At 54.3% G+C, this 23,615-nt stretch carries 19 protein-coding genes; 11 read left to right on the forward strand and 8 right to left on the reverse strand.

The window, feature by feature from the left end:
- The first annotated feature begins 290 nt into the window (after window positions 1–290).
- Entirely contained in the window at window positions 291–683 is a 393-nt protein-coding gene (locus AC5S26_RS14215) for a hypothetical protein (RefSeq protein ID WP_494185568.1), read from the forward strand.
- A 92-nt stretch (window positions 684–775) separates the two neighbouring features.
- On the opposite strand, the gene AC5S26_RS14220 is transcribed toward AC5S26_RS14215, so the two are convergent.
- Window positions 776–1,747: a 2-hydroxyacid dehydrogenase gene (locus AC5S26_RS14220; RefSeq protein WP_494185569.1), complete on the reverse strand. Its 972-nt coding sequence runs from the start codon at window positions 1,745–1,747 to the stop codon at window positions 776–778.
- A gap of 172 nt (window positions 1,748–1,919) precedes the next feature.
- Here AC5S26_RS14220 and AC5S26_RS14225 point away from each other — a divergent pair, with 172 nt between their 5' ends.
- Window positions 1,920–3,518 (forward strand): aldehyde dehydrogenase (NADP(+)), encoded by a 1,599-nt coding sequence (locus AC5S26_RS14225; protein WP_494185570.1) that lies wholly within the window; start codon window positions 1,920–1,922, stop codon window positions 3,516–3,518.
- A 23-nt stretch (window positions 3,519–3,541) separates the two neighbouring features.
- Here AC5S26_RS14225 and AC5S26_RS14230 read toward each other — a convergent pair whose 3' ends face one another.
- The 6 genes from AC5S26_RS14230 to AC5S26_RS14255 all read right to left on the reverse strand — a co-directional run bounded on the left by AC5S26_RS14230 (window position 3,542) and on the right by AC5S26_RS14255 (window position 10,449).
- Window positions 3,542–4,366 (reverse strand): fumarylacetoacetate hydrolase family protein, encoded by an 825-nt coding sequence (locus tag AC5S26_RS14230; RefSeq protein WP_494185571.1) that lies wholly within the window; start codon window positions 4,364–4,366, stop codon window positions 3,542–3,544.
- Window positions 4,363–6,366, reverse strand: a complete 2,004-nt coding sequence (locus AC5S26_RS14235) for a YjhG/YagF family D-xylonate dehydratase (RefSeq protein WP_494185572.1) — start codon at window positions 6,364–6,366, stop codon at window positions 4,363–4,365. The genes AC5S26_RS14230 and AC5S26_RS14235 overlap by 4 nt, the downstream gene beginning before the upstream one ends.
- Before the next feature lie 12 nt (window positions 6,367–6,378).
- Complete coding sequence (locus AC5S26_RS14240; protein ID WP_494185573.1) at window positions 6,379–7,710, reverse strand: MFS transporter; 1,332 nt, start codon at window positions 7,708–7,710, stop codon at window positions 6,379–6,381.
- A 46-nt stretch (window positions 7,711–7,756) separates the two neighbouring features.
- Window positions 7,757–8,488 carry a 3-oxoacyl-ACP reductase family protein gene (locus tag AC5S26_RS14245; protein WP_494185574.1) on the reverse strand — a complete coding sequence of 244 codons (732 nt, stop codon included), beginning with the start codon at window positions 8,486–8,488 and terminating at the stop codon, window positions 7,757–7,759.
- Window positions 8,489–8,836: 348 nt separating this feature from the next.
- Window positions 8,837–9,592, reverse strand: a complete 756-nt coding sequence (locus AC5S26_RS14250) for an SDR family NAD(P)-dependent oxidoreductase (RefSeq protein ID WP_494185575.1) — start codon at window positions 9,590–9,592, stop codon at window positions 8,837–8,839.
- A gap of 77 nt (window positions 9,593–9,669) precedes the next feature.
- Window positions 9,670–10,449: an SDR family NAD(P)-dependent oxidoreductase gene (locus AC5S26_RS14255; protein WP_494185576.1), complete on the reverse strand. Its 780-nt coding sequence runs from the start codon at window positions 10,447–10,449 to the stop codon at window positions 9,670–9,672.
- Window positions 10,450–10,763: 314 nt separating this feature from the next.
- On the opposite strand from AC5S26_RS14255, the gene AC5S26_RS14260 reads away from it, so the two are divergent.
- The 3 genes from AC5S26_RS14260 to AC5S26_RS14270 all read left to right on the forward strand — a co-directional run bounded on the left by AC5S26_RS14260 (window position 10,764) and on the right by AC5S26_RS14270 (window position 13,627).
- Complete coding sequence (locus AC5S26_RS14260) at window positions 10,764–11,663, forward strand: sugar phosphate isomerase/epimerase family protein (protein WP_494185577.1); 900 nt, start codon at window positions 10,764–10,766, stop codon at window positions 11,661–11,663.
- A 12-nt stretch (window positions 11,664–11,675) separates the two neighbouring features.
- Entirely contained in the window at window positions 11,676–12,476 is an 801-nt protein-coding gene (locus AC5S26_RS14265; RefSeq protein WP_494185578.1) for an IclR family transcriptional regulator, read from the forward strand.
- A 125-nt stretch (window positions 12,477–12,601) separates the two neighbouring features.
- A complete protein-coding gene (locus AC5S26_RS14270; protein ID WP_494185579.1) occupies window positions 12,602–13,627 on the forward strand; it encodes an SMP-30/gluconolactonase/LRE family protein in 1,026 nt (341 codons plus the stop codon).
- Between the two features lie 53 nt (window positions 13,628–13,680).
- Here AC5S26_RS14270 and AC5S26_RS14275 read toward each other — a convergent pair whose 3' ends face one another.
- The gene (locus AC5S26_RS14275; RefSeq protein ID WP_494185580.1) at window positions 13,681–14,649 is read right to left on the reverse strand and encodes an NAD-dependent epimerase/dehydratase family protein; all 969 of its coding nucleotides are present in this window, start codon (window positions 14,647–14,649) and stop codon (window positions 13,681–13,683) included.
- A gap of 179 nt (window positions 14,650–14,828) precedes the next feature.
- Here AC5S26_RS14275 and AC5S26_RS14280 point away from each other — a divergent pair, with 179 nt between their 5' ends.
- The 6 genes from AC5S26_RS14280 to manD all read left to right on the forward strand — a co-directional run bounded on the left by AC5S26_RS14280 (window position 14,829) and on the right by manD (window position 23,614).
- Complete coding sequence (locus tag AC5S26_RS14280) at window positions 14,829–16,973, forward strand: thiamine pyrophosphate-binding protein (protein WP_494185581.1); 2,145 nt, start codon at window positions 14,829–14,831, stop codon at window positions 16,971–16,973.
- Between the two features lie 10 nt (window positions 16,974–16,983).
- Window positions 16,984–17,382, forward strand: coding sequence for a cupin domain-containing protein (locus AC5S26_RS14285; RefSeq protein WP_494185582.1), 399 nt, complete (start codon window positions 16,984–16,986; stop codon window positions 17,380–17,382).
- Between the two features lie 116 nt (window positions 17,383–17,498).
- Window positions 17,499–18,809 carry an enolase C-terminal domain-like protein gene (locus tag AC5S26_RS14290; RefSeq protein ID WP_494185583.1) on the forward strand — a complete coding sequence of 437 codons (1,311 nt, stop codon included), beginning with the start codon at window positions 17,499–17,501 and terminating at the stop codon, window positions 18,807–18,809.
- The gene (locus tag AC5S26_RS14295) at window positions 18,800–19,594 is read left to right on the forward strand and encodes an SDR family NAD(P)-dependent oxidoreductase (RefSeq protein ID WP_494185584.1); all 795 of its coding nucleotides are present in this window, start codon (window positions 18,800–18,802) and stop codon (window positions 19,592–19,594) included. The genes AC5S26_RS14290 and AC5S26_RS14295 overlap by 10 nt, the downstream gene beginning before the upstream one ends.
- Window positions 19,595–19,699: 105 nt before the next feature.
- A complete protein-coding gene (locus AC5S26_RS14300) occupies window positions 19,700–22,372 on the forward strand; it encodes a glycoside hydrolase family 3 C-terminal domain-containing protein (protein ID WP_494185585.1) in 2,673 nt (890 codons plus the stop codon).
- A gap of 33 nt (window positions 22,373–22,405) precedes the next feature.
- Window positions 22,406–23,614: a D-mannonate dehydratase ManD gene (manD, locus tag AC5S26_RS14305; RefSeq protein ID WP_494185586.1), complete on the forward strand. Its 1,209-nt coding sequence runs from the start codon at window positions 22,406–22,408 to the stop codon at window positions 23,612–23,614.
- The last annotated feature ends 1 nt before the right edge of the window (window position 23,615 follow it).

Raw genomic sequence — 23,615 nt, forward strand, 5'->3', positions numbered from 1 at the left:
CTTCGTCAAAATGACTCGGATTGAGGCACGTGACCCGTTTTGCTACAGGTTGGGGAATTGGGGAGGCTCGGGAGAAAAATACGGTCGATGTAAAAATGCGGTCGATGATCGGTCAAGCCGCTAACCGATTGGGGGTGAGATGAATCTATTGCGAGGTAAGGGAGCGATGTGGGAAGACCTTCTAAATTTCTTCGCCGGAGTGAGTCAGAAAAATCACTATTTTCACACTCACCTTTTGCAATTCCGTGCATCCTACCCCAATACAATAGTGCGAACAGGAGAATATGTTCATGGCCATAGAGCCCATCACGATCCAAGTCATTCAGTCACTTCGCCCCATTGACCCGAGCACCTTTGCCCTCTTTGAACCGTTTCCTTTCGAGGAAGTCTTCACCGCAACGCGTAGCGTGGACGATGACGACGACGAGGACTATGACGAGGATGACGACGAAGAGGATGACGAGGACGACGACGACGACGAAGAAGAGGAAGATGATTCCGACGATGAGGATGACGACGAGGATCTAGAAGACGACGACGAAGATGACGACGAGGATGATGAGGAGGAGGAGGACGAGGACGAAGGCTACTACGAAGACGACGATGAGGAAGACGACGAGGAAAAAGATGAAAGCGAGTACGATGAGGATCTTCCCCGTATGCCTCGCGGTCGCCGTATGTAGTGATTTTCCAGTGATGCTGGATGTCTGATGTCAACCTAGAGCTTGGAAGTACAAGGCTGCGCCGTTAGATTCTGGCGCGGCCTTTCCATTGCTCAATATCCTGCATCGGTGACGAGGTTTTCAAGCGGCTCACCGGCTAGATAGCGGCGAATCTGAGCAACTCCGAAGCGAAAGGCGCGGTGGATGAACTCCGGTGTGGAGCCGGCGACGTGAGGAGTGATGAAGCAGTCGGGAGCTGACCAGAGGGGATGATCCGCGGGCAGTGGTTCGGGATCGGTGACGTCGAGTGCGGCTCGAATCTTTCGAGCATTCAGAGCTGCGAGTAAGGCATCCGTATCGACGACCGGGCCGCGGGCGGCGTTCACAAGGAGAGCGCCGGGTTTCATCAGGCTTATCTCGCGATCGCCGAACAGCTTGTGGGTCTCGGGTGTGAAGGGGACGATTGCGATGACGATGTCTGCCTTCGGCAATAGCTGATGAAGCTCGGAGACGGGGAAGACCTGCGGGGTGTTTCGCGAGCTTCGCGCTACGCGGACGATGTCCACTCCGAAAGGGGTGAGGCGAGATTCGATTGCGGCACCGATGGAGCCGTAGCCGACGATCAGCACCGACTTACCGGAGAGGTCTTCGCCCATAATCCGATATTGACCGGTCTGAGGTCCGCTTTCCCCTAGGAAGCCATCGCGCACGGAGGCTTGGCCTCCCCATTCGTGCCGGTTCTGCAGGTCACGATAGAGAGGGAAGCGCTTGAGGGAGGCGATGATGGAGGCGACGACCCACTCCGAAGTGGAGATGTCATGGATGCCGCGACCATCGCAGAGGGCGACGTCTTTCGGAAGCCATGGCGTGATCCAGTCGACACCCGCCATCATGGACTGCACAACTTTCACCTCGCGCAGGTGGGCGAAGGTGGTTGCGGCGTCTCGACGGGCGAAGGGAAGGATCCAGAAATCGATTGCAAGTTCTTCTGTGGGATGACGAGGGATACGAACGATTTTGGCTTCAGGGGGGAAATCTATCAGCAGTTCCGAGGAGAGATTTTCGTCGACACCAACGCGCACCATTCATCGAGTTTGCATGAAATAGCTGTAAAAGGAAAACTGAATGAGTGTGAACTGGCTGTGGTGTGCCTGGTGTTTTCCAACTGATTTACACTGGTTTCGCCTTTGACTGTATGCATGCATTGCTTAGCGTGCTGGATTTGAGCGAGTGGATTGAGAGCGAAGGAGCCTACGTATGTCAGCAGTTGAGATTTCACTATCGGGAGTTTCCCTGGTTGGAAATAGTGCAGTGGCGCCGGGCAAGACTGCCTTTCAGGGGATCAATCCTGCTACGGGGCAGAAGATGGAGCCGAGATTTTATTCGGCTACAGAACAACAGATCGACCAGGCGGTGGAGCTGGCCGGCGCTTCGTTCTTCGCCTTTTCTGGAATGACCGGTAAAGAACGAGGCGCTTTTCTTCGCAGAATTGCCGCCGGTCTGACAGAGCAAGGGACCGCGATTGTGGAGCGCGCTCACCTGGAGACGGGCTTGCCCTTGCCTCGCCTGCAGGGAGAGCTGGCGAGAACGACGAATCAGCTGTCGCTCTTTGCGGAAGTTCTGGAGGAGGGATCCTGGGCGGACGCGAGGATCGATGAGGCCGATTCGGCGCGCAAGCCGTTGCCGAAGCCGGATGTGCGCTCGGTGTCCAGAGCACTTGGACCGGTCGCAGTGTTCGGCGCGAGCAATTTTCCACTGGCGTTCTCTGTTGCTGGGGGAGATACCGCTTCCGCTTTGGCTGCCGGATGTCCTGTGGTTGTAAAGGCTCACCCGGCACATCCTGGAACGAGCGAGCTGGTGGGAAGAGCGGTACAGAAGGCGGTGCAGGAGAGTGGCTTGCCGGAGGGAGTTTTCTCCCTGCTATTCGATGCCGGTATTGATGTTGGAGTGTCGCTGGTAAAGCATCCTGGCATCAAGGCAGTTGCATTTACAGGTTCGCAAAATGGCGGCAAGGCTTTGATGCGTTTAGCGGCGGAACGTGAGGAGCCGATTCCCTGTTATGCGGAGATGGGGAGCACGAACCCGCTGTTTATTTTGCCGGGGGCGATGAAGGAGCGCAGAGAGGCCCTTGCGCAAGGACTGCAGACTTCGTTCACGCTGGGGTCGGGACAGTTCTGCACCAAGCCGGGACTGGTGTTTGGGCCAGCGGAAGAGATGGAGTCCTTTGCCGATCAGCTGCGAACCGGAGTTAAAGGATTAGGGCAGCAGGGAATGCTGACCCCAGGGATTGCCGCGAAGTACACGGAGGCAGTCAAGGAGCGAGCGAAGAAAGGGAATGCCGAACAGATTGCCGGTGTAGACACTGTTGTCGACGAGGGAATCGCCGCGGGAGCTGCTTCTTTGTTCAGGGTGACGTTGAAGGAATTTCTCGGGCACTCTTCTCTTGAAGAAGAAATCTTTGGACCGACAACCTTGTTGATCCAGTATGGCGAAAAAGATGAGCTGGTGTCTGCGGCGGAGAGACTGCATGGCCACCTTACGGCGACGATCCACGGTACGGAGGAGGACATCGCGAATGCCGCGGATCTAATTCGTGTACTGGAGACCAAGGTGGGACGCATTCTGTTCAACGGATATCCGACAGGCGTCGAGGTGTGCCATGCGATGGTCCATGGCGGCCCTTATCCTGCGACCTCGGATAGCCGGACGACTTCGGTAGGAATGAAAGCGATCCAGCGGTTTGTGAGACCGGTCTGCTACCAGGACTGTCCGGATGCTTCGCTTCCGGCGGAACTGAAGCGTGCAAATCCTCTGGGGATTATGCGGCTGGTGAATGGCACTCTCACGCGCTCGTAGGAACGCGTGAGAGGGGCCGATCGTCAGGCGACGGTGTTTTCCAGCGTTCCAATCGTATCAATGGTGATGCGGACCACGTCTCCACTCGAGAGGGTGAAGTCATCCCCGGGCACGATTCCTGTTCCAGTCATGAGGAAGGCTCCTTGAGGAAAGGTGTTGTCGCGGAAGAGATAGGCGGCGAGGAGTTTGGGGTCGCGCTTGAGCTCGGCGAGAGTGGTGGCGCCGGAAAAGACCATGGATCCGGTGCGCTCTACCTGGAGCTGGATTGAGGTAGAGCGTGGAAGCGGATCGGGGCTGAGGAGAATTGCGGGGCCAAGAGCGCAGCTTCCGTCGTAGACCTTGGCCTGGGGGAGATAGAGGGGGTTTTCTCCTTCGATATCGCGAGAGCTCATGTCGTTTCCGATGGTGTAGCCGGTGATCTCTCCGCTGGAGCTGATGAGCAGCGTGAGTTCGGGCTCGGGCACGGACCATTTGGCATCAGAGCGGATGCGGACGGGCTGGTTGGGACCGACGACGCGCCGGCCGGTGGCCTTGAAGAAGAGCTCGGGGCGTTCGGCGTTATAGACGCGGTCGTAGAAGGTTCCGCCACCGGCATCTTTGGACTCTTCGATGCGCGCATCGCGGCTGCGGAAGTAGGTGACACCTGCCGCCCAGACCTCCTGATTGCCGACGGGAGCGAGGATCTGGGCACCGTTAAGGGAGGAGAGCTTTTCGCCGGAAAGCGCTGCTTTTACGCGGTCATACAGATCGGGACTCGCGATCAGATCGTCCCAGTCGGGAGCGTCGACGGAATAGTAGCTGTTGTTGTCTTCAGCGTAAAAGCCAGTTGTCGTGCGGTAGAGCTTCATCTTGTTTCCTTCCCGGTAGGTGTGTGTTGTCGGTTGGCTTCTTCGCCGAGGCGCAGGAGGTTGACGATGGCGTCGGTGTCGTAGACACAGCCGCCCCATGTGCCTCCGCTTGCCTGGACGAGAGCGGCCCAGAGCCTCGTCTGGGAGGGCAGCATGGGATGCGGGGCGAGATCTTTGCGAGGGGGGCGTGCGGCGAGACGGCGATGGCCTTCTTCTGCGGAGAACTGCTCGTTGCCTTCGCCGATAAGGTTTACGCTGCCGTGAAGAGCATTGCGGTCGACGACGATCTCGATGATGTCGCCTTCGAGAACGCGCCCGATGGGACCGCCTGCGAGAGCTTCGGGAGAGATGTGGCCGATGCAGGCGCCGGTCGAGACTCCGCTGAAGCGGGCATCGGTGAGCACGGCGACGTGCTTGCAGGTCGGAAGGTTCTTGAGAGCGGAGGTGATCTGGTAGATCTCCTGCATGCCCGCGCCGGCGGGGCCTCCGCAGATGAGGACGATGACATCACCTTTGCCGATGGAGCCTTGTTTGATCGCGGCGATTGCGGCTTCTTCGGTGATGAAGACGCGCGCGGGACCGACGTGGCGATACTGGTTTGTGTCATCGATGATGGAAGGATCGATCGACGTGCTCTTGATTACTGAGCCTTCGGGGGCGAGGTTTCCAACGGGGAAGCAGACGGTTGCGGTGAGGCCGCGGCTGCGAGCCTGGTCGGGAGAGAGGATGACCTCTTCCGCGTGGACGCCATCGAGTGCAAGAAGTCTCTCTTTGAGAGCTTTGCGTCGGTCGCTCTGCTGCCACCAGTTGAGATTTTCATCGAGGGTTTCGCCGGTGACGGTTCGAACTGAGGTATCGAGCAGACCCGCGCTGCGGAGGTGAAGCATCACTTCGGGGACAGCTCCGGCAAGAAAGACCTGAACGGTGGCGAAGTTGTTCGGTCCGTTTGGCAGGGCGTCCACGAGGCGTGGGATCTGCCGATTGACGTGGGTCCAATCTTCTACAGTTGGGCGGCGCAGACCAGCGGCGTGCGCGATCGCAGGAACATGTAAGAGGAGATTCGTCGAGCCGCCGAATGCGGCGTGAAGCACCATGGCGTTCCGAATGGCGGCGTCGGTGATGACATCCTTTGTTCCGATGCCGAGATGCTGCATGCGGAGCATAGCTCGCGCGGAGCGCACGGCACTGTCGAGCCAGATGGGTTGACCGGAGGGAGCGAGGGCGGAGTGTGGAAGGGCGAGTCCGAGTGCTTCGCCGACGACCTGCGAGGTGGCGGCGGTGCCGAGGAACTGGCAGCCTCCGCCGGGAGTGGCGCAGGCGCGGCAGCCCATCTCGGCGGCGTATTCGAGGGTGATCTGATTTTTTGCGTAGCGAGCGCCGATGGTCTGAACTTTGCCCGCGTCTTCGCCTTCGTCGGCAAGCAAGGTGACGCCGCCTGGGACGAGGATGCTGGGAAATGGGCCGCAGCCGGCGAGGGCCATCATCATGGCGGGCAATCCCTTGTCGCAGGTCGCGATGCCGAGGACGCCTTTGCGAGTGGGAAGAGAGCGAATGAGCCGGGAGAGGACAACGGCGGCATCGTTGCGGTAGGGGAGCGAGTCCATCATGCCTGCTGTGCCCTGTGTGCGGCCATCGCAGGGATCGGTGCAGGCTCCGGCGAAGGGGATGGCGTGCAGGTTCCGGAACTCGCGCGCGGCTTCGGCGACGAGCAGACCGACTTCCCAGTGCCCGGTGTGGAAGCCGAGGGCGATGGGAGTTCCATCCTGCGCACGAAGGCCGCCATGCGTGCTGAGGATAAGGAACTCCGGATCGAGGAGCCGAGATGGCTCCCAGCCCATGCCTGCGTCCTGGGTGAGGCCAAAGAGATTTCCTGAGGGCTGGGTGAGAAGCATCTCCGGCGTGATGGGAAGTGAGCCTTCCGGACCACGGGCGTGCGTTTTTACGCTCTCGAAGAGAGAGGGGTCGGTTTCAAGGATGCCGGAGATGGAGACGGTGCTCACAGGGTATGCTTCCTATCCATTTTGTATTGCGCTTTGTTGAGGTTTCTTCGGAAGAGCGAGAAGAAGCAAAGAAGAGCATATCAGCGAGAGGGACATTAAGAGATAGCCGGGGCGTGAGCTTCCGGTAAGTGCCTGCAAAAGCCCTACGAGATAGCTTCCGGCGAATCCTCCGAGGGCTCCGCAGCTATTGATGAGAGCCAAGACTTCGGCGGTGACGTTTTGCGGCAGACGCTCAGGGATGATTGCGAAGTATGGGCCGTAGGGTGCGTACATGCAGCCCCCTGCGATGACAAGGCAGACGAAAGCGGCAGGGAAGCTTTTGTTTGCGAAGAGGAAGGAGCCGAGTAGACCGATTCCGGAGAGAAGCAGGAACGGCCAGACGAGAGCTTCGCGGCGAAGCGTTTTATCCGAGAGGTAAGAGACGACGATCATGAGAATGATCGCTGCGAGGTAGGGAATCGCAGACAGCAGGCCGGTCTGGCCCATGGAGAGTGAGCTGCCTTGCCTGACGATGGTTGGAAGCCATAGGACGAAGCCATAGATCCCGAGGCTCCAACAGAAATATTGAAGAGAGAGCAGGAGAACATCGCCCCGAAATAGCGCCTGACGGACGGACCCTACCGGATCGAGGACAGTTTGTTCCTGGGCGAGCCGCTGGTCTAAACGTTGTGCTGCTTCTGCATCGAGCCAACGAGCTTCCGTGGGCCGGTCGCGGACCAGAAAGATCCATGCCAAGGCCCATGCGACGGAGGGTAGACCTTCGAGGATGAAGGTCATCTGCCAGCCGACTGCCTGGATCAGATAACCGGTGATGGCTGACATCCACAGAACCGTGGTTGGGTTTCCGAGGATCAGGATGGAGTTAGCGCGGGAGCGTTCTCCGCGGGTGAACCAGCGCGTGAGAAGGAGCAACATCGCCGGGAAGATGACGCTCTCCGCGATTCCAAGCAGAAAACGGTCGATCGCGAGCAACCAGAAGTGCCGGATGATGCCGGTGAGGGCGGCGAGTGTACCCCAGAGGATCAGGGCGGCGAAGATGAGCCAGCGGGCGCTACGGGTTCTTGCGAATTTCGCGCCGGGAATCTGAAAGATGAAGTAGCCGAGAAAGAAGAGGGCCCCGAGCAGGGAAGTCTGCGAACCGGTGATGTGGAGCGTTTCGGCCAGGCCTGCGGCGGCTCCAAAGCCATAGTTGGCACGATCGAGATAGGCCAGGCTATAGGTGATGAAGGCTGCGGGGAGTACATAGATCCATCGCTTTCTAAGCGATGCCTGAAGCCTGGTCGCCGTTTCGGACGAGGGGGCGACGTTGGAGACCGGTTCCGAATTGAGAGGAGAGGATGTCATTTTCAGGGTTTGAGACGCGATCCAGAGCGGAGTTCGAGAGCCTTTCTTAGCTCATGTACCAGCCACCGTTCAGATTAAGGGTTTGGCCAGTGATGTAGCCATTGCGTGCCAGAAGAACGACTGCATCGGCTACTTCTTCAATTGTGCCGAATCGACCCACTGGAAGCAGATCGGGCCGGATGGACTTGTTGTTGCGAATCATATCGGTTTCGATAAGAGCCGGTGCGATGGCGTTCGAGGTGACGCCTTCCCTGGCGAGCAGGTTGGCGTAGCTGTGCATAAGCCCCAGCATGCCCGCTTTGCTCGCGGCATAGTGGGGACCGATAACTCCTCCGGTCTGGGCAGCGACGGAGGAAAGGAAGATCAGACGACCCCAGCCTTGCTGGCGCATGCCGGGAACCACGGCCTGTGAGACCAGGAAGGCGGAGGTGAGGTTGGCTTCGATGGTGCGATTCCAGTCGTCCAGGTCGAGTTCGAGGAAGGGTTTAGCAGGATTGATTCCCGCATTATTAACAAGGATGTCGATTGTGCCGAGATCGGATTGGGCCTTCTCGATCAGACGTTTCACGTCTACCAATTGTGATACGTCCGCGCGGATGGCATAAGCGCGTCGTCCCAGCTCTTCAATGGCATGGCAGGCAGAAGCTGCTTCTTTTTCCGATTTGAGATAGTTGACCGCGACATCGCAGCCTGCGGCGGCGAGAGAGAGCGCGGCAGCACGGCCTATGCCGCGGGATGCGCCTGTGACGAGGGCCGTCTTTCCGATAAGCGATTCCAATAAAGAGTCCATTCCTGACGAGAAGACAAGGTGCGGCCATCGCCTAAGGTGCCTCCAAGGCTAACGCGGTTGAAATCACTCGACAAGCCGCTGGACCATAGTGCTATTACATTGCTTATTGCGCAATATTTATTGCACGTTGAGCATTTTATTATTTTTTTTTATTATTTCTAACTGACCCCGCGATCCTTCGAGCATTTGGCAGATTCAGTCGAACGGGCTATTACGCGTATGCAGTTCCCGAGCAATCACAAAAGAAGAGATAGATTCACACTCGACGTTCGTCAGAGAGTGTTGAAGCCGAGAAGCTTGATTCAAGTTGAGCTCCTCGGCTTTCCTGGTGAAGTGCTATTTGCCGACCCATCCTCCATCCACGTAGAGCGATTGTCCGGTCACATAGGCGGCTTCCTCTGAGGCAAGAAAGGCAGCTACGGCACCGATCTCACAAGGAAGGCCGGGACGGCCAAGCGAAATCTGGGCTACGACTTGGGGAAGGATTTCCGGACTCTCGAGGACCCAGCGAATCATCGGGGTGTCGATCAGTCCTGGGTGAATACAGTTAACGCGGATACCGTGGCTTCCAACTTCCGCCGAGATATTGCGGGTAAGCGCTTCAATTGCCAGCTTACTGGGAGCATAGTGAGTGCGGCCGGGCAGTACGCGCGCCGCTTGAATGGACCCTATATTGATGATTGCACCTTTTCGCCCTTCAGCGATCAGCCGCTTACAGAGGGCCTGCGAACACATCCACTCACTTTTCAAGTTTGTATTGGTAACTTCTTCCCACTGCTCGTCTGTGAGCTCGGTGAACGGGATGATGGTTTCTATTCCAGCGTTATTGACGAGCACGTCGACAGGGCCTAATTCGTTCCATGCCGCTTCGAAGAGATTCTCGACGGCCGCACGCTGGGAGACGTTGCCGGCAATGACGACAGCACGGCGACCTTTGGCCCGGATGCTTTCCGCTACTTTTTCGGTGCGGTCATCTTCTACAAGATCATTGATGACGACGTCCGCTCCTTCGTTCGCGAAGGCTTCCGCGATTCCTCGCCCGATGCCCTGACCCGCCCCCGTTACAACAGCAATTTTGCCCTTCAGCTTCATAGATTGTCCTTTAGCTTGTTCTTCAGCGAAGTACACGTTTCCTGAAGCGAGATTGATTCGCTTGATCGATACGGCAATTAGTGGATGGTCCAACCGCCATCGACCATCAGGGTGTGACCGACGATCATGTCCGCAAAGCTGCTGGATAGAAACAACACTGCACCTACGAGGTCTTCTGGCTGATTCCATCTTCCGCGCGGAATCATGTCCTGGGTGGCCCATTCCTTGTAGCCCGGACGCTCCAGGATATTTTTGCGCGATTCAGTTTCAGTGATGCATGGCGCGATGGTGTTTACGAGAACTCCCTGGTGAGCCCACTCCAGAGAGAGAGCTTTCGCAAGATGGTGAACCGCGGCCTTCGCGGCAGCGTAGACGGCACGTTTTTTGAAGGCTACTTCTCCGAAGTTCGACCCGATGTGGATGATCCTGCCACTTCCCTGGGGCAGCATAACGCGTGCTGCCGCCTGCGATGCGAAGAAGACACTTTTTACGGTTGCATCAAAGGTCTTGTCGTACTCTTCTTCCGTTACATCGAGCGCATCTCCGGTACCTGTCCAGCTGGCATTGTTGACGAGGATATCGATACGGCCAAATTTCGCTATGGCCTGCTCCATCAGGGACCGGCAGTCCTCGACTTTATTTACGTCGGTAGGAACAATCAAAGCCTGTCTTCCGAGGCCTTCGATCTCCTGCTGCAGTTTTTTTATCTCTTCCATTCGGGGGCCTGGATATTTTGCCAGTACGAGATGAGCGCCTGCCTGCGCAAGTCCTGCAGCGATAGCTCGGCCAATGCCTTGAGAGGCGCCGGTAACGATCGCAATCTTCCCTTCGAGGCCAAAGCTGGAATAGTCCGCCAAGAAATCACCTCCACGTAAACCCCGGCTCCTTCAGGACGGCCAGGGAGTTTAGCCTATTTATTTGTATTGCATAAAGCGAGAATTATATTGCGCATAATGCAAACACGCAAAAAATCTTATCTTTCGCATGGGAATGCGTCAAGGCTTGGTGTTGTTGTGAGCGTGGCCAAAAAAATCTTAGAGATCGGGGATGTTTTCTTGACAAGCATAATGGCATCGTTGCAGATTTATTGCGTGGTACGCAAAACTAATTGCAATGTGTGCATTCTATCCAATGCAGCTCTATTGCTGGAGGTGAATCTTTGAGCCCCTTTTTGAGCCGTCGAACGTTCCTTTTTCAGACTGCATCGGCTGCGACATCCCTGACGATCACGCCAAGTTTTGCGGCAATGGTTCAGAAGAGGAACATTCCTATTGGATATACCGGCATCACATGGAGAAATACTGAGGTCGATCAGGCTATTCAGTCGGTTGCCTCGCTGGGGTTCTACGGTTTTGAAACGTTTGGAGATGTACTTGCGCAAGCGGAGGATCAAGGCGGCTTAACTCCGGTTCTTGAGAAGAATCGTATTCCCCTGATCTCCAGCTATTGCACGATCAATTTGACCGATTCTTCCCGAAAGAAAGACGAACTCGCAAAGGCGATTCGCTGGTGTGATCTGATCAAGAGATCAAAGGGCCGCATTTTTGTGGTTGGCCCGAATCAGGTGCCGCGGGCGTCCTACGACTTTGCCTCGAATAGAGAAAATATAATCGGCATGCTGAATGATTTAGCCAAGACTGTGACCGACCAGGGACTAACCCCGGTGCTGCATCAGCACACGGGAACCTGCATTGAATCGCGCGATGAGACCTACGCGGTATTGAATGCGGTCGATACGAAGTATCTGAAGTTTGGTCCTGACGTGGGGCAATTGACGAAGGGCGGCCAGGACGCTCTCAAGGTTGTCAAAGATTTTTTGCCTTTGGTCCAGCATATGCACCTTAAAGATTTCAATGGCAAAGATGACCATCTGTTGGGTTATTGCCCACTGGGGCAGGGGCGAGTCGATGTGCCGGGAATCCTGGATCTGATGGAAGGACGAAAGATTAGTGGTATGGTAATGGTCGAGCTTGATAACGATTTCAAGGATCCGTCTCCAGTTCCATCCGCAACCCTGGCAAAAGAAAGCCGGGACTATTTGCGATCGATTGGAGTCAGATTCCGAACGTAAGCAGCAGGATTCATGCCAAAGAAAGTAGCCCAGGTACCCTTCATTCAGAGTCTCGATCGCGGTCTGACGATCTTGCAGACCGTGGCAATGTCCAAGCAGCCGGTGAATCTAGGCGAATTGTCGGAATTACTTGGAGTCGATCGAAGCAGTGCTTTTCGCCTGGCGCAGACGCTTCGGCGACGTGGCTTTCTGTCCACACCTGCTGGACGCAAGGACTACATCCTGGGATCGGCCATGTGGACTCTCTCGCGTCAATATGACTGGGGCAATATGTTGGTCCGTGTGGCTCACCAGGAATTGAAGGCGCTGGTGAATGGTTTGAATGAGACCGCACACCTTGCGATTCGAGAGGGTAGAAATGCGCTTTTCATTGATTCGGTCCATGCTCGCCATGTGATCGTGGTTGCGGGGCAAACAGGTGAGCTAGTTCCGCTGTATGCGACCGCGCATGGGAAGGCGCTTCTTGCTGATTTTGAGGAGAAGGAGCTGCGGACGATCTTTGGCTCCGATCCACTCCAGAAGTTCACGAAGACCACAATCAAGACCGTTCCGGCGCTGGCGAAAGAGTGTGCCGGGATTCGTGAACGTGGTTATGCGTTGGACGAGGCGGAATATATGGAAGGAATACGCTGTGTGGCAGCTCCGATTCGCCTCAATAACGGGATGATCGTCGGATCCATTGGTATCTCGGCTCCCGACTCCCGATTCCTCAAAGAGCATTATCCTGCTCATTCAAAATCGGTCATCCAGTGCGCAAAAAAAATAGGCCAACTTTTAAGCGCATCGGAAGAGGTTTCGGAACAAAGCGCCTAGATTAGCTTCCCCTCTGATCGCAACTCTTTTCCTTGTTTTAAGGAAACCAGGGTTCAATTTTTTGGTTCTTGTGCCAATATGCAATTCAAATTGCGTAATATGCAAATTTAGCCAAGGAGAGATGAATGCGAAATCCCATCCTGGACTTTCAAATCGACAGGTCGAAAATGCAGTACATCGGAGAGGGGTTGCAACGCCCGGAGTGCATCCTTGCGGAGAGCGATGGGACGTTATGGTCCGCAGATTCCCGCGGTGGGGTAGTTCGATTGCACCATGATGGTACGCAAGAGATCATCACGCAGAAGATCTCATCGCACTTTTCCAATGCCGATAACGAAGCAACGCGCTATTTAACTGGAACACTCCCGAACGGCCTTGCCTTTGCGGCGAATGGCGACATCCTGATCTCAAATTTCGGAACTGACCGGCTCGAAATGATGACACGTTCCGGAGAATCGAAGGTTCTTGCGGACAGCATCGACGGTGAGGCAATCGGGAAGGTAAATTTTGTTTTGCGTGATTCCAAGGGACGTATCTGGATCACGATCTCGACAAGGATCAAGAACTGGATGCACGCGTTGAAGCCGGATCTTCCTGATGGCTATATCGCTCGATATGTCGATGGCAAGTTCCATATTGTGGCTGATGGATTTCATTTCACAAATGAGATTCGCATGGACGCGAAAGAAGAGTACATGTACGTCGTTGAAACAACCGGGGGCTGTATCAGCCGGTTGCGTGTCCAGGACGATGGATCGCTGGGAGAGCGAGAGGTTTTCGGGCCCTCGAGTTTAGGGAAGGGCGCCTGGCCAGACGGAATCGCCTTCGACAGTCTTGGCAATCTGTGGGGCACTTGTGTCTATTCAGACAAATTGTTTGTACTGACCCCGGAGGGTGATTTGCGGGTTCTTCTGGATGAGGGAGATCCGCTGAAGGTAGAAGCGCTGGAGAAGCAGTTTTTTGCCGGCTCGGTGACGCAGGATGTTTTATTTGCAACGGGGCGTGGGGTCGCTCCGTGGATGGCGAGCGTTACCTTTGGTGGGCACGATCTTCAGACCGTGTACATAGGCTCGCTTAGAGCCTCCAATATCCCATATTTTCGTGCTCCAGCCCCGGGTTTACCCATGGTGCACTGGAACGAACGTCACTGAGCTTCAGTGATTCTTCGGATCACAACCATCGGGATGTCATCTCTGAAAATTCGCTACGGGCTAATCTCTGGCCGCACGACGACCTTGTTTGCTTGCAGGGCGATGACGGCTTCCTGAACGGCTTCGAGAGAGGTGTATCGAGGAGAATAGCCAAGCAATTCGCGCGCTTTGGCAATACTGCAATTGGGCGAGTGCGCGATGTGATCCCAGGTCGACTGTGCATCCTTGTCGCTGACGGTAAGCTTCCATTGTTCCCATGGCAGAAAGCCAAGATCTACCGGTCGGCCGAACCAGGTCGACATGCGTTCTGCGAATCGACGAAGGGTTATGGCAGACGGAGAGACAACGTGAAAGCTTTCTCCGACCGCAATATTTCTGCGAACGATTGCTCGTATGAAAGCTTGCGCGACATCGTCAGCATGAACATGATGAACTGTTTCCATTCCGAGGTTTGGAAGGGAAATTCTTTTGCCGTGTGCAAGGTCGGAAAAGACGGATGAATTGAAGTTGCCCTGCGGATTGATCGGGTTCCATCCCATTCCAACTAAATGTCCAGGATGAAGGATGGTTACGGGAAAGGATTCCCGTCGAGCTTTGGAGAGCAGGTATTGCTCGATGTTGTGCTTCCTTATGCCATATTCCCCGAAGGGGATTCGTAGAGCGTCCTCTGTGGTAGGAACTTCACTGTTGTGACCGTGAACCCAGATAGTTCCGCAGTGAAGAAGATGCGCGTTCCTGTCTTTCAGCGAAGTCACAAGCTGCTCTGCGCTCTCTTGTCGATAGCAGGTCAGATCGATTACGGCATCGGGATCAAGCGCGGCAATCTTCTCTCCGAAGTTGCCGCCCGCCTCTTCCGCATCCCGGTCAAGCGCGATGTTGTGAATCTTCGTCCAGGAGGAGTGCGGCCGATAAGGGGTCTTCAGCCCTCGACAGATGCACAGGACAGAATGGCCAGCTTCTGCGAGCCTAGGGGTCAGATAGCTTCCAATGTGGCCTGTTCCGCCGATAATTGCAATTCGCATTGCTGTCTCCTCAACCATCCAATTTTATTGTGAAGTCTGTCGTTCAATCCGCTGGAGAGGACGAACTGCTTTAATGTTGTCCTTGACGATGGCTCATCCAGCCTCCTATACTGCCGATCAAATCGCGCAATATAAATTGCATATTGTGCAAATTGATTTCAATCAAAGAGATGAAGAGCATGAATGTCTCCGCCCTCGCTGCAACAGAACCCAAGGCGCAACGTCGTGAATTCTCTGTGCATTCAGATGCCGTATTTCAAGCAGGTCTTTTGAAGCTGCTGGCGATCAAGGATTCGGATATTCGAATCCTGACGCTGGGGCAGAGTCGTGATGCTGTAGATAAGGGACTTCATGCCGGGGGTGCATTCTCCGCAATTGTTCCGCTTGTATCGCTCTTCTATGGCGGGTTTATGCGGTTGGATATTACGGATCCGACCAGAAGGGGACAAGACCTCTTTACTCTTAGCAAGGGACATGCCGTAGCGGCTCTTGCATCCATTTATGCGGAGTTGGGCTATTTTGACGAGAAGGTTCTTCACGGCTCCCGTTCTCACAAGAGTATTCTCAATGGTCATCCGGGGCCGATATTGCCGGGTGTTCAGATCGCGACTGGACCAATGGGACAGGGAATTGGAGTGGCAGAAGGTTTTGCGATCGCCGGAAAGGGCAATCCAAAATTTGATTCCTACTGCATGGTGGGTGATGGAGAGCTGCAGGAAGGCTCCTGCTGGGAAGCCATTATGTATGCGGCACAGCATAACCTGGATAACTTCTGCGTTCTGGTCGACCGGAACAATGGGCAATTAGACATACACGATCGAATGCTGTTTCCGATGCCACCTCTTGAAGAGGTATTTCGTTCTTTCGGGTGGAACACCTACAACGTCGATGCGACTGAATACGATGGCGTGGTTGCATCGTTGAACAGGTTTCGCTTCGGCACTCGGAATGGACGGCCCACCGTAATTCTTTGCAATACAAAGAAGGGATATGGAGCCTTCTCCGATTTTTTCAATAAACACAAGGTAACGGTCTCTGAGGCTCTGTTCGCACAGGAGTTGTCGTTGCAGCAGCAGAGGAGAGCTGCACGAGTGAAAGAATTTCTTGTTTATCTCGACGATCTATCCAGCGGGTCGGATGGAGAGGCGATACGAGAATCCTTACTGAGCGAAGCGGAGAGAATGCACCTGACGACAAAGAGTTCCTCTGGCAGCAATTTGCTTGATTCTGTCGTTGGCCCGGTTATGACAAGGCGTGTGCCGAAACGTGACAAGACGATTCAGTACGATGCGTCTACACTGCCAAAACTAGATAGAAGCAAGAGCTATAGCGCGGCTGAGATTGTGACTGCGGCGATGAAGGTGTTTGCACAAGACGGACGCGTGGTCTCTATTGACTCTGATCTTGCATCGACGAGTGGACTGGAAGCCGGCGTAGGGGGAGTCGATCAGTCTCGCGCTCTGAACGTAGGAGTGGCGGAAGCGAACATGATGTTGATCTCCGAAGCGTTTGGTGCACTGGGATACAACACCTGGTGCAGCACCTTCTGCCCCTTTTTCAATTGGCAGGTCTTGAGACGCATTGCTGTAGGCCACCAGGAGAGACTGGAAGCAATCGCAGGCAGGGATGGATGGTTAAGCGAGGGCCACGGCCTAGATATTACATTTCTGGCTACCGCTGCGAATTTCGAGACTCGGACCAATGGTGCGACGCATATGGGTAACGATGATTCCACGACTTTTGATGGAGTGGCACAATTGAAGATCGTGGATGTCTCCTGCCCGCAACAAATGCTCTCCATCATGAAGTGGACGATGGAGGGGAATCGTGGGCTGCTTTATCTAAGGGTAATGCGGACAGGATCTGCTGTTCTGTATGGGAATGATTACGAATTCGAGTATGGACGCGGTTATGTTCTTCGGGAAGGAGAGTCGGATCGTGCAATTCTTATCAGCAGTGGGCGTGGAGTTCATGAGGCGCTAGGGGCAGCGGGGGTCTGTGCTAGTAAGGGGATTGCGGTGAGGGTCGTAGACATGCCTTCGGTCGATGAAGAACTGCTGATGAAGCTTTATCGCACGGGATTACCGATCCTCTTTGCCGAGCAAAACAATGGCTACCTATGGCAAAACTGCCTGAAGGTGCTTTATCGTCATCGTGAGAATGCCGAGTGGAAAGGGATGAGCCAGATCGCGTCGATCAACACCCTGGACAAGGATGGAAACAAGCAGTTTATTCATTCCGCCACTTACGAGGAGCTTGTAGAAGTCTTTGGTCTCACTCCGGTCGCGATTGCGGATGCAATCGTGAGATTGATGAAAGTTTAGAAAGCGAGAGATGCCCGTGTCGATACCTATTGTGGATGAGAGCACCATCGAAGAGGTGGATGTGCCCGGAAGGAAGTTACGTTGGGTGGTAACGGGCGAGAATACAGGTTCGCAATACTGCACTATGGCCATTATTCGTGTTGCGCCGGGCCAGAAAGTTCGGCCCGCTCACTCGCATCCGAATGGAGAAGAGGTGATTTATATTCTGACAGGCCATGGCCGGGTGCTTGTAGACGGCGAGGTTGAGCCAGTAAAAACAGGCTGCGCCGTCTTATTTCCTAAAGGAAAGATCCATATGCTTCAGAATCTCTCCGATGTGGAGATGAAGGTCGCATGTTTCTTTGCTCCTCCCGCGAGCTTTGAGAATTACCGGTTTTTTGAGGATATCGATTTCCCGGAAGATTCATAATTACATTTGCCGATGTCATTTCGTCGCTGTAGGCTTTTTACACGCCTGAACCTTGAGATGTTTACCGGGCCGAAGCACTTAGATTGCATTTTGTGAGATGGAGGGTTGGTCGGCGAATGAATCGGCGAAGTTTGCTGCTCAGATCTATGGCCGGTGTCGCCGGAAGCATGATTCCATTTGCAGGGGCGCGGGGCGCGCTGGCGACGTATTCTTCTGATGGCTTGAAAGGTGTTACGCCACAGAAGATTGTTGCCGTGGAATTGATCGAGCTGCACGGGCACTACGAAGTGCAGAGCGGTCTAGATGGTCAACGGCAGGTCAATCCCCTCGATATCTATGAAGACCAGCGTCCCGAGATTTACAAAGATGTCCCCGGGGGGATGAAAAGCGTCAACACTTCTGCCATCTATTTACGCATCAAGACCGGAGACGGGTTGGAGGGTTTGTACGGTCCGATTGAACGGGAACCGGCGATTGTAGTTCATGAAAACCTTCGTCCCTTCCTGATGGGAAAAGATGCCTTAGCGACCGAGCTTTTGTGGGATCAGATGTATCGTTCGAATCGACATTCTCGTGATGGGTTTTTCATGATGGCAATCAGCGCCGTCGATAACACCCTTTGGGATCTTAAGGGACGCTTTTTTGGCGTGCCGGTATATCGTCTTCTGGGTGGCCCAACGAGGGGGTCGGTAGAGGTTTATGCAAGTTGCCTCGGATTTTCTTTAGAACCCGAGGCAGTTCGCAAGCGATGTTTAGCGTTGAAGCAAGAGGGATATCGGTATCAGAAATGGTTCATGGGGTATGGCCCAGGCTCCGGTTTCGAGGGCATGGGAAAAAATGTCGAGCTTGTTCGTATTCTTCGAGAGACTCTGGGCGACAGTACTGAGTTGATGTTCGACGCTTTTAGCGGATGGGATCAAACGTATGCCCTGGAGTGGGCGCATCAGGTGGAGCAGTATCATCCCCGGTGGATGGAGGAGATCGCACATCCAGAGAAGATACAGTCCTTTACCGATCTTCATCGCGAAACGACGATACCGATTGCGTCAGGGGAGCACTTCTATGGCCGGTGGGAGGTGCAGCGATACCTGCAGGCAAATGCTCTTTCTGTGGTGCAGGCGGACCCTGAATGGTGTGGAGGAGTCTCCGAGCTGCTGAAGATCGGCAGCGTTGCGTCTTTGTATGATGTTCCTGTCATACCGCATGGACATAGTATTCATGCCGCAATGCATGTGATCGCGAGTCAATCGCCGATGACCTTTCCCCTTGGCGAGTACCTGATTAACAAGATGCGCCACTATTATCATTTTGAGAAGAGTCCACCGATGGTGAATCGCGCACACCTGATGCTGCCAACATCAGCAGGATTTGGAATCGAGCTGGATGCATCCAAGATTGATTCGCAGAAGGTATTGCATTGGTCCTAAACAGTGAACCCGGCGGTACGGGGCCTACCGAACTGAAGGGACAATGTGCTGTGGTGCTCGGCGGCACATCGGGAATTGGCCGGTCACTTGCCTTAGGGCTTGCGCGGCGGGGAGTCTCCGTGATCGCATCCTCTCGCAATGAGAGGTCAGTCGACGAGGTCAGCTCGGAGATAGAGGCGTTTGGTGTTCGGACGCTGAGAATGTGCAGTGATGTATCCGATCGGACGTCTCTTTTGCATCTGCGTGATGCGGTTCTCTCAGAATTCGGCTGTGTCCAGATCCTTGTTAACAGTGCGGGGATTACGAAACGCGTCTCGACTTTGGAGGTGGACGAAGAGACATGGCGTGGCATTCTGGACATCAATCTTACTGGGACATTGCGAGGGTGCCAGGTATTTGGTGAAGCGATGCTCGAGAGCTGCTTTGGTCGGATTGTAAATATTGCGTCTCTCTCAACCTTCGTAGCTTTTCATGAAGTTGCTGCTTACGGAGCGAGCAAGGCCGCAGTAGGTGCGCTGACGCGATCTTTGGCAGTCGAGTGGGCTCCCTTTGGGGTGACCGTCAATGCTATTGCTCCTGGTGTGTTTCCCACGGCCTTGAATCGCAGGATTATCGACAGTCCGAGGGGACAGGAGCTTTTGCAAAGAACTCCTATGCACCGGTTCGGGGAACCGGAAGAACTGGTCTCAACTCTTATCTATCTCGTCGATCCGCAAAACGGCTTCGCCACAGGACAAATCGTTAGTGTCGACGGAGGTTTCTTGGCGAGCGGGGTCAATCAGTGACGGACCGAACTCATCTTGTATGATCCTGTACCAATCATCGAGTCTGAATTGTGACTGCAGAAAAGAGGTACGGTTATGTATGAATCTTCCGAGAGTGCCTGCTCAATGAAATCTGTATCCTATCTTCTCTTCTTCGTACTTGCACTTGGAGTTTCGGGTCATACGCAACAGAAACCTGCTTCAAAGCTGCCTTACCAAGATTCCTCATCTTCCATACAGCAGCGTGTTGCTGATCTTGTCAGTCGAATGACGTTGGATGAGAAGGCTCAACAACTCGTCAACACAGCCCCAGCAATTCCGCGTCTCGGCGTTCCTGCCTATGACTTCTGGAGCGAAGGTCTGCATGGGGTAGCTCGATCCGGCTATGCGACTCTCTTTCCGCAAGCGATCGGTATGGCGGCTACCTTTGACCAGCCTCTGCTAGGAAAGATAGGCGAAGTGGTATCGACGGAGGCCCGCGCAAAGTACAACGAAGCCGTTCGACATGACATTCATTCCATCTACTACGGACTGACGATCTGGTCGCCTAATATCAATATTTTTCGAGATCCTCGATGGGGCCGTGGGCAGGAGACTTACGGTGAAGATCCGTTTCTTACGGCACAGCTTGGTACTGCGTTCGTAAAGGGGATACAGGGGACCGATCCAACTTACTTCCGTGCTGTTGCTACCCCGAAGCATTTTGCCGTACATAGCGGCCCGGAAAATGACCGCCATCGTTTTAACGTCACACCCAGTGCTTATGATCTGCGGGATACATATCTCCCCGCCTTTCGCGCCACCATCGTCGATGGGCAGGCTTATAGCATCATGTGTGCCTACAATGCCATAGACGGCAAGCCAGCATGCGCAAGTGACCTGCTGCTGAAAGACATTTTGAGACGGGACTGGAATTTCCAGGGGTTCGTTACTTCCGATTGCGGGGCGATCGATGATTTCTTTCATCAGAACGGTCATCGGTTTTCTCAAGATGCAGAACATGCGTCTGTTGCGGGTATTCGCTCGGGAACAGACACTAACTGCGGAGCGACCTACAAAGATCTTGCAGACGCGGTCAGGCATGGGGTAATTCGCGAGGATGAGCTAGATGTCTCGCTTCGTCGCCTCTTTATGGCCAGATTCAAGCTGGGGCTATTTGATCCTCCCTCCCGGACGAAATATGCTTCCTTGCCATTCAGTGAGAACATGTCTCCGGCTCACACTGCGTTGGCTTTACAAGCGGCGCGAGAAGCTATGGTGTTACTGAAGAACAAGGATCATATTCTACCGTTGACCGGCAAGGCACACACTATCGCCGTTATTGGGCCCAATGCGGCAGAACTCTCTGCTATTGAGGGTAATTACAACGCGGTTCCAAAAAATCCAATGATGCCTCTCGACGGCATCGCTCGTGAGTTTCGAACTGCAAAGATTCTGTATGCACAGGGTTCTCCTTATGCCGAGAATGCTCCCATTGTTATCCCGCGGACACAGTTTCGGACGTCCGCCGAATCTAAAGCAGAAGGTCTCAAGGCTGAGTACTATTCGAACGAGAAATTTGAAGGTAAGCCCGCTCTGGTCCGCGTTGATAAACAGATCAATTTCGATTGGAACGCTACATCCCCAGCTACGTCGATCGATCCAAAGGCATTCTCCGTGCGCTGGACGGGAACTCTGCAGGCTCCTGGACCGGGAGATTACGAGATCACTGCGAATCTGGCACATTGTTATCCCTGCAATAACGCGGAGAACCTAAGTATTCATTTCGACGGTAAAGAGTTGACGACGTTCCACATCGGAGAAGACTTGGAGTATCACGAATCGACCACACCTCTCGTGAAGCTTCACTTCGACGACACCAAGCCTCACACGTTTGAGGTTACTTATTCTCATCATGCTCGATTATTCGGAGCTGGTCTCACTCTGAAGTGGGTTGCTCCCGTGGAGCCACTCTTGAAGCAGGCCATGGACACGGTGAAAGAGGCTGACACCGTTATTGCGTTCGTAGGTCTTTCGCCTGATCTGGAAGGCGAGGAGATGAAGGTGCAGATCCCAGGTTTTGCCGGTGGAGATCGCACCGACATTGCTCTTCCTGCTGCCCAACAGAAACTCCTGGAAGCTATCAAAGAGACCGGGAAACCTCTCGTCGTAGTACTGCTCAATGGATCTGCACTCGCGGTCAACTGGGCACAGCAAAATGCCGATGCGATTCTGGAGGCCTGGTATCCAGGCCAGGCTGGAGCGCAGGCTATCGCGGAGACATTAAGTGGGAAGAACAATCCGGCGGGTCGACTGCCGGTAACCTTTTATCGCAGTGTAAGCGACCTGCCTCCATTTACCGACTATTCGATGTCGAACCGTACCTATCGTTATTACAAAGGGCAGCCACTCTATGGTTTCGGATATGGTTTGAGCTACACGAGTTTTGCTTACTCCAACATGAAGTTGAGCAAAAGCAGCCTGTCTGCCGGAGAGAACCTCGAGGTTGACGTCGATGTGAAGAACACGGGTGATGTACCTGGAGACGAGGTCGCACAGCTCTATTTAGTTCCGCCGAAGGAAGAACTGCTGCCGAAGTACTCGCTTGAGGGATTTCAGAGAATTCACCTTGCATCAGGGGAGGTGCGTCATCTCCAGTTTATTCTGGATCCTCGGCAACTTTCTTATGTTGATCAAGAGGGGCTGAGGGCAGTGCGCGCCGGATCGTATTCAATATCCGTAAGCGGGTCGCAACCGGGTGAATCGGAGGGGGTCACAACTTCTGTTGCGATTACTGGCAATAAAGAGATACCACGCTGATGGAAGTGTCTTAAGGGAGCACCGATTAGAAACATGAAAATCGTAGATGCGAGAATCATCGTATGTTCGCCCGATCGTAATTTTGTCACGCTTAGAATCGAGACAGATGATGGAATTTATGGGCTAGGCGACGCTACGTTAAACGGCAGAGAACTCGCTGTTGTCGCCTATCTTGAGGAGCACGTGCTCCCATGTCTCCTTGGAAGGGATCCCTTCGCAATTGAAGATATCTGGCAGTATCTCTATCGTGGCGCCTATTGGAGACGAGGTCCTGTAACGATGACGGCGATCTCTGCCGTGGACGTTGCTTTGTGGGACATCAAGGGCAAAGCCTTGAACACTCCTGTATATAACCTTCTTGGGGGGAAAAGTCGCCAGGGCGTACTGGTCTACTGTCACGCAAATGGTGCCGATATTCCGAGTGCGGTTGAGAGCGTACAAGAGCATATTAACCAAGGATATCTAGCCGTTCGGGTCCAGTGTGGAGTACCCGGTACGCTCTCAAGCTATGGCGTTCCAAAGGGAGATAAACCCTACGAGCCTGCAGAGAGAGGTTTGCCTTCGGAATCTTCGTGGTCGACCGAGAGATATCTAAATTTCGTTCCCCAGCTTTTTCAGACGATTCGGAAGGAGGTCGGCGAAGATATCCACCTTCTTCACGATGTCCATCACCGGCTTACGCCGGTTGAGGCTGCCCGTCTGGGCCGCGCACTGGAACCGTACCACCTCTTTTGGATGGAGGATCCGACGCCTGCGGAGAACCAGGAGGCGTTTCGTCTGATTCGGCAGCACACCGTCACCCCTATCGCCACCGGGGAAGTCTTTAACTCATTCTGGGATGCGCACGATCTTATCCGCAGCCAATGGATTGACTATATCCGCATGACGATCGTTCATGGAGGCGGCATCAGCGCTCTCAAAAAGACAGCTGACTTTGCGGCAATCTATCAAGTGAGAACTGGATTTCACGGAGCTACGGATCTATCGCCTGTGACTATGGCGGCTGCGCTTCATTTTGGGATCGCAATTCATAACTTTGGCATCCAGGAACATATGCCCCATACCTCGCTAACGGATCAAGTGTTTCCACACGCCTATAGCTATGACGCGGGATACATGTATCCGGGAGATACGCCGGGCCTTGGCGTGGATATCGACGAGCAGCTGGCCGCTAAGTATCCCTATCAGCGAGCGTATCTCCCTATCGCTCGTAAGCTCGATGGAACCCTTACGGATTGGTAAG

It is taken from the genome of Edaphobacter sp. FHG110511_03 (genome assembly GCF_059115365.1).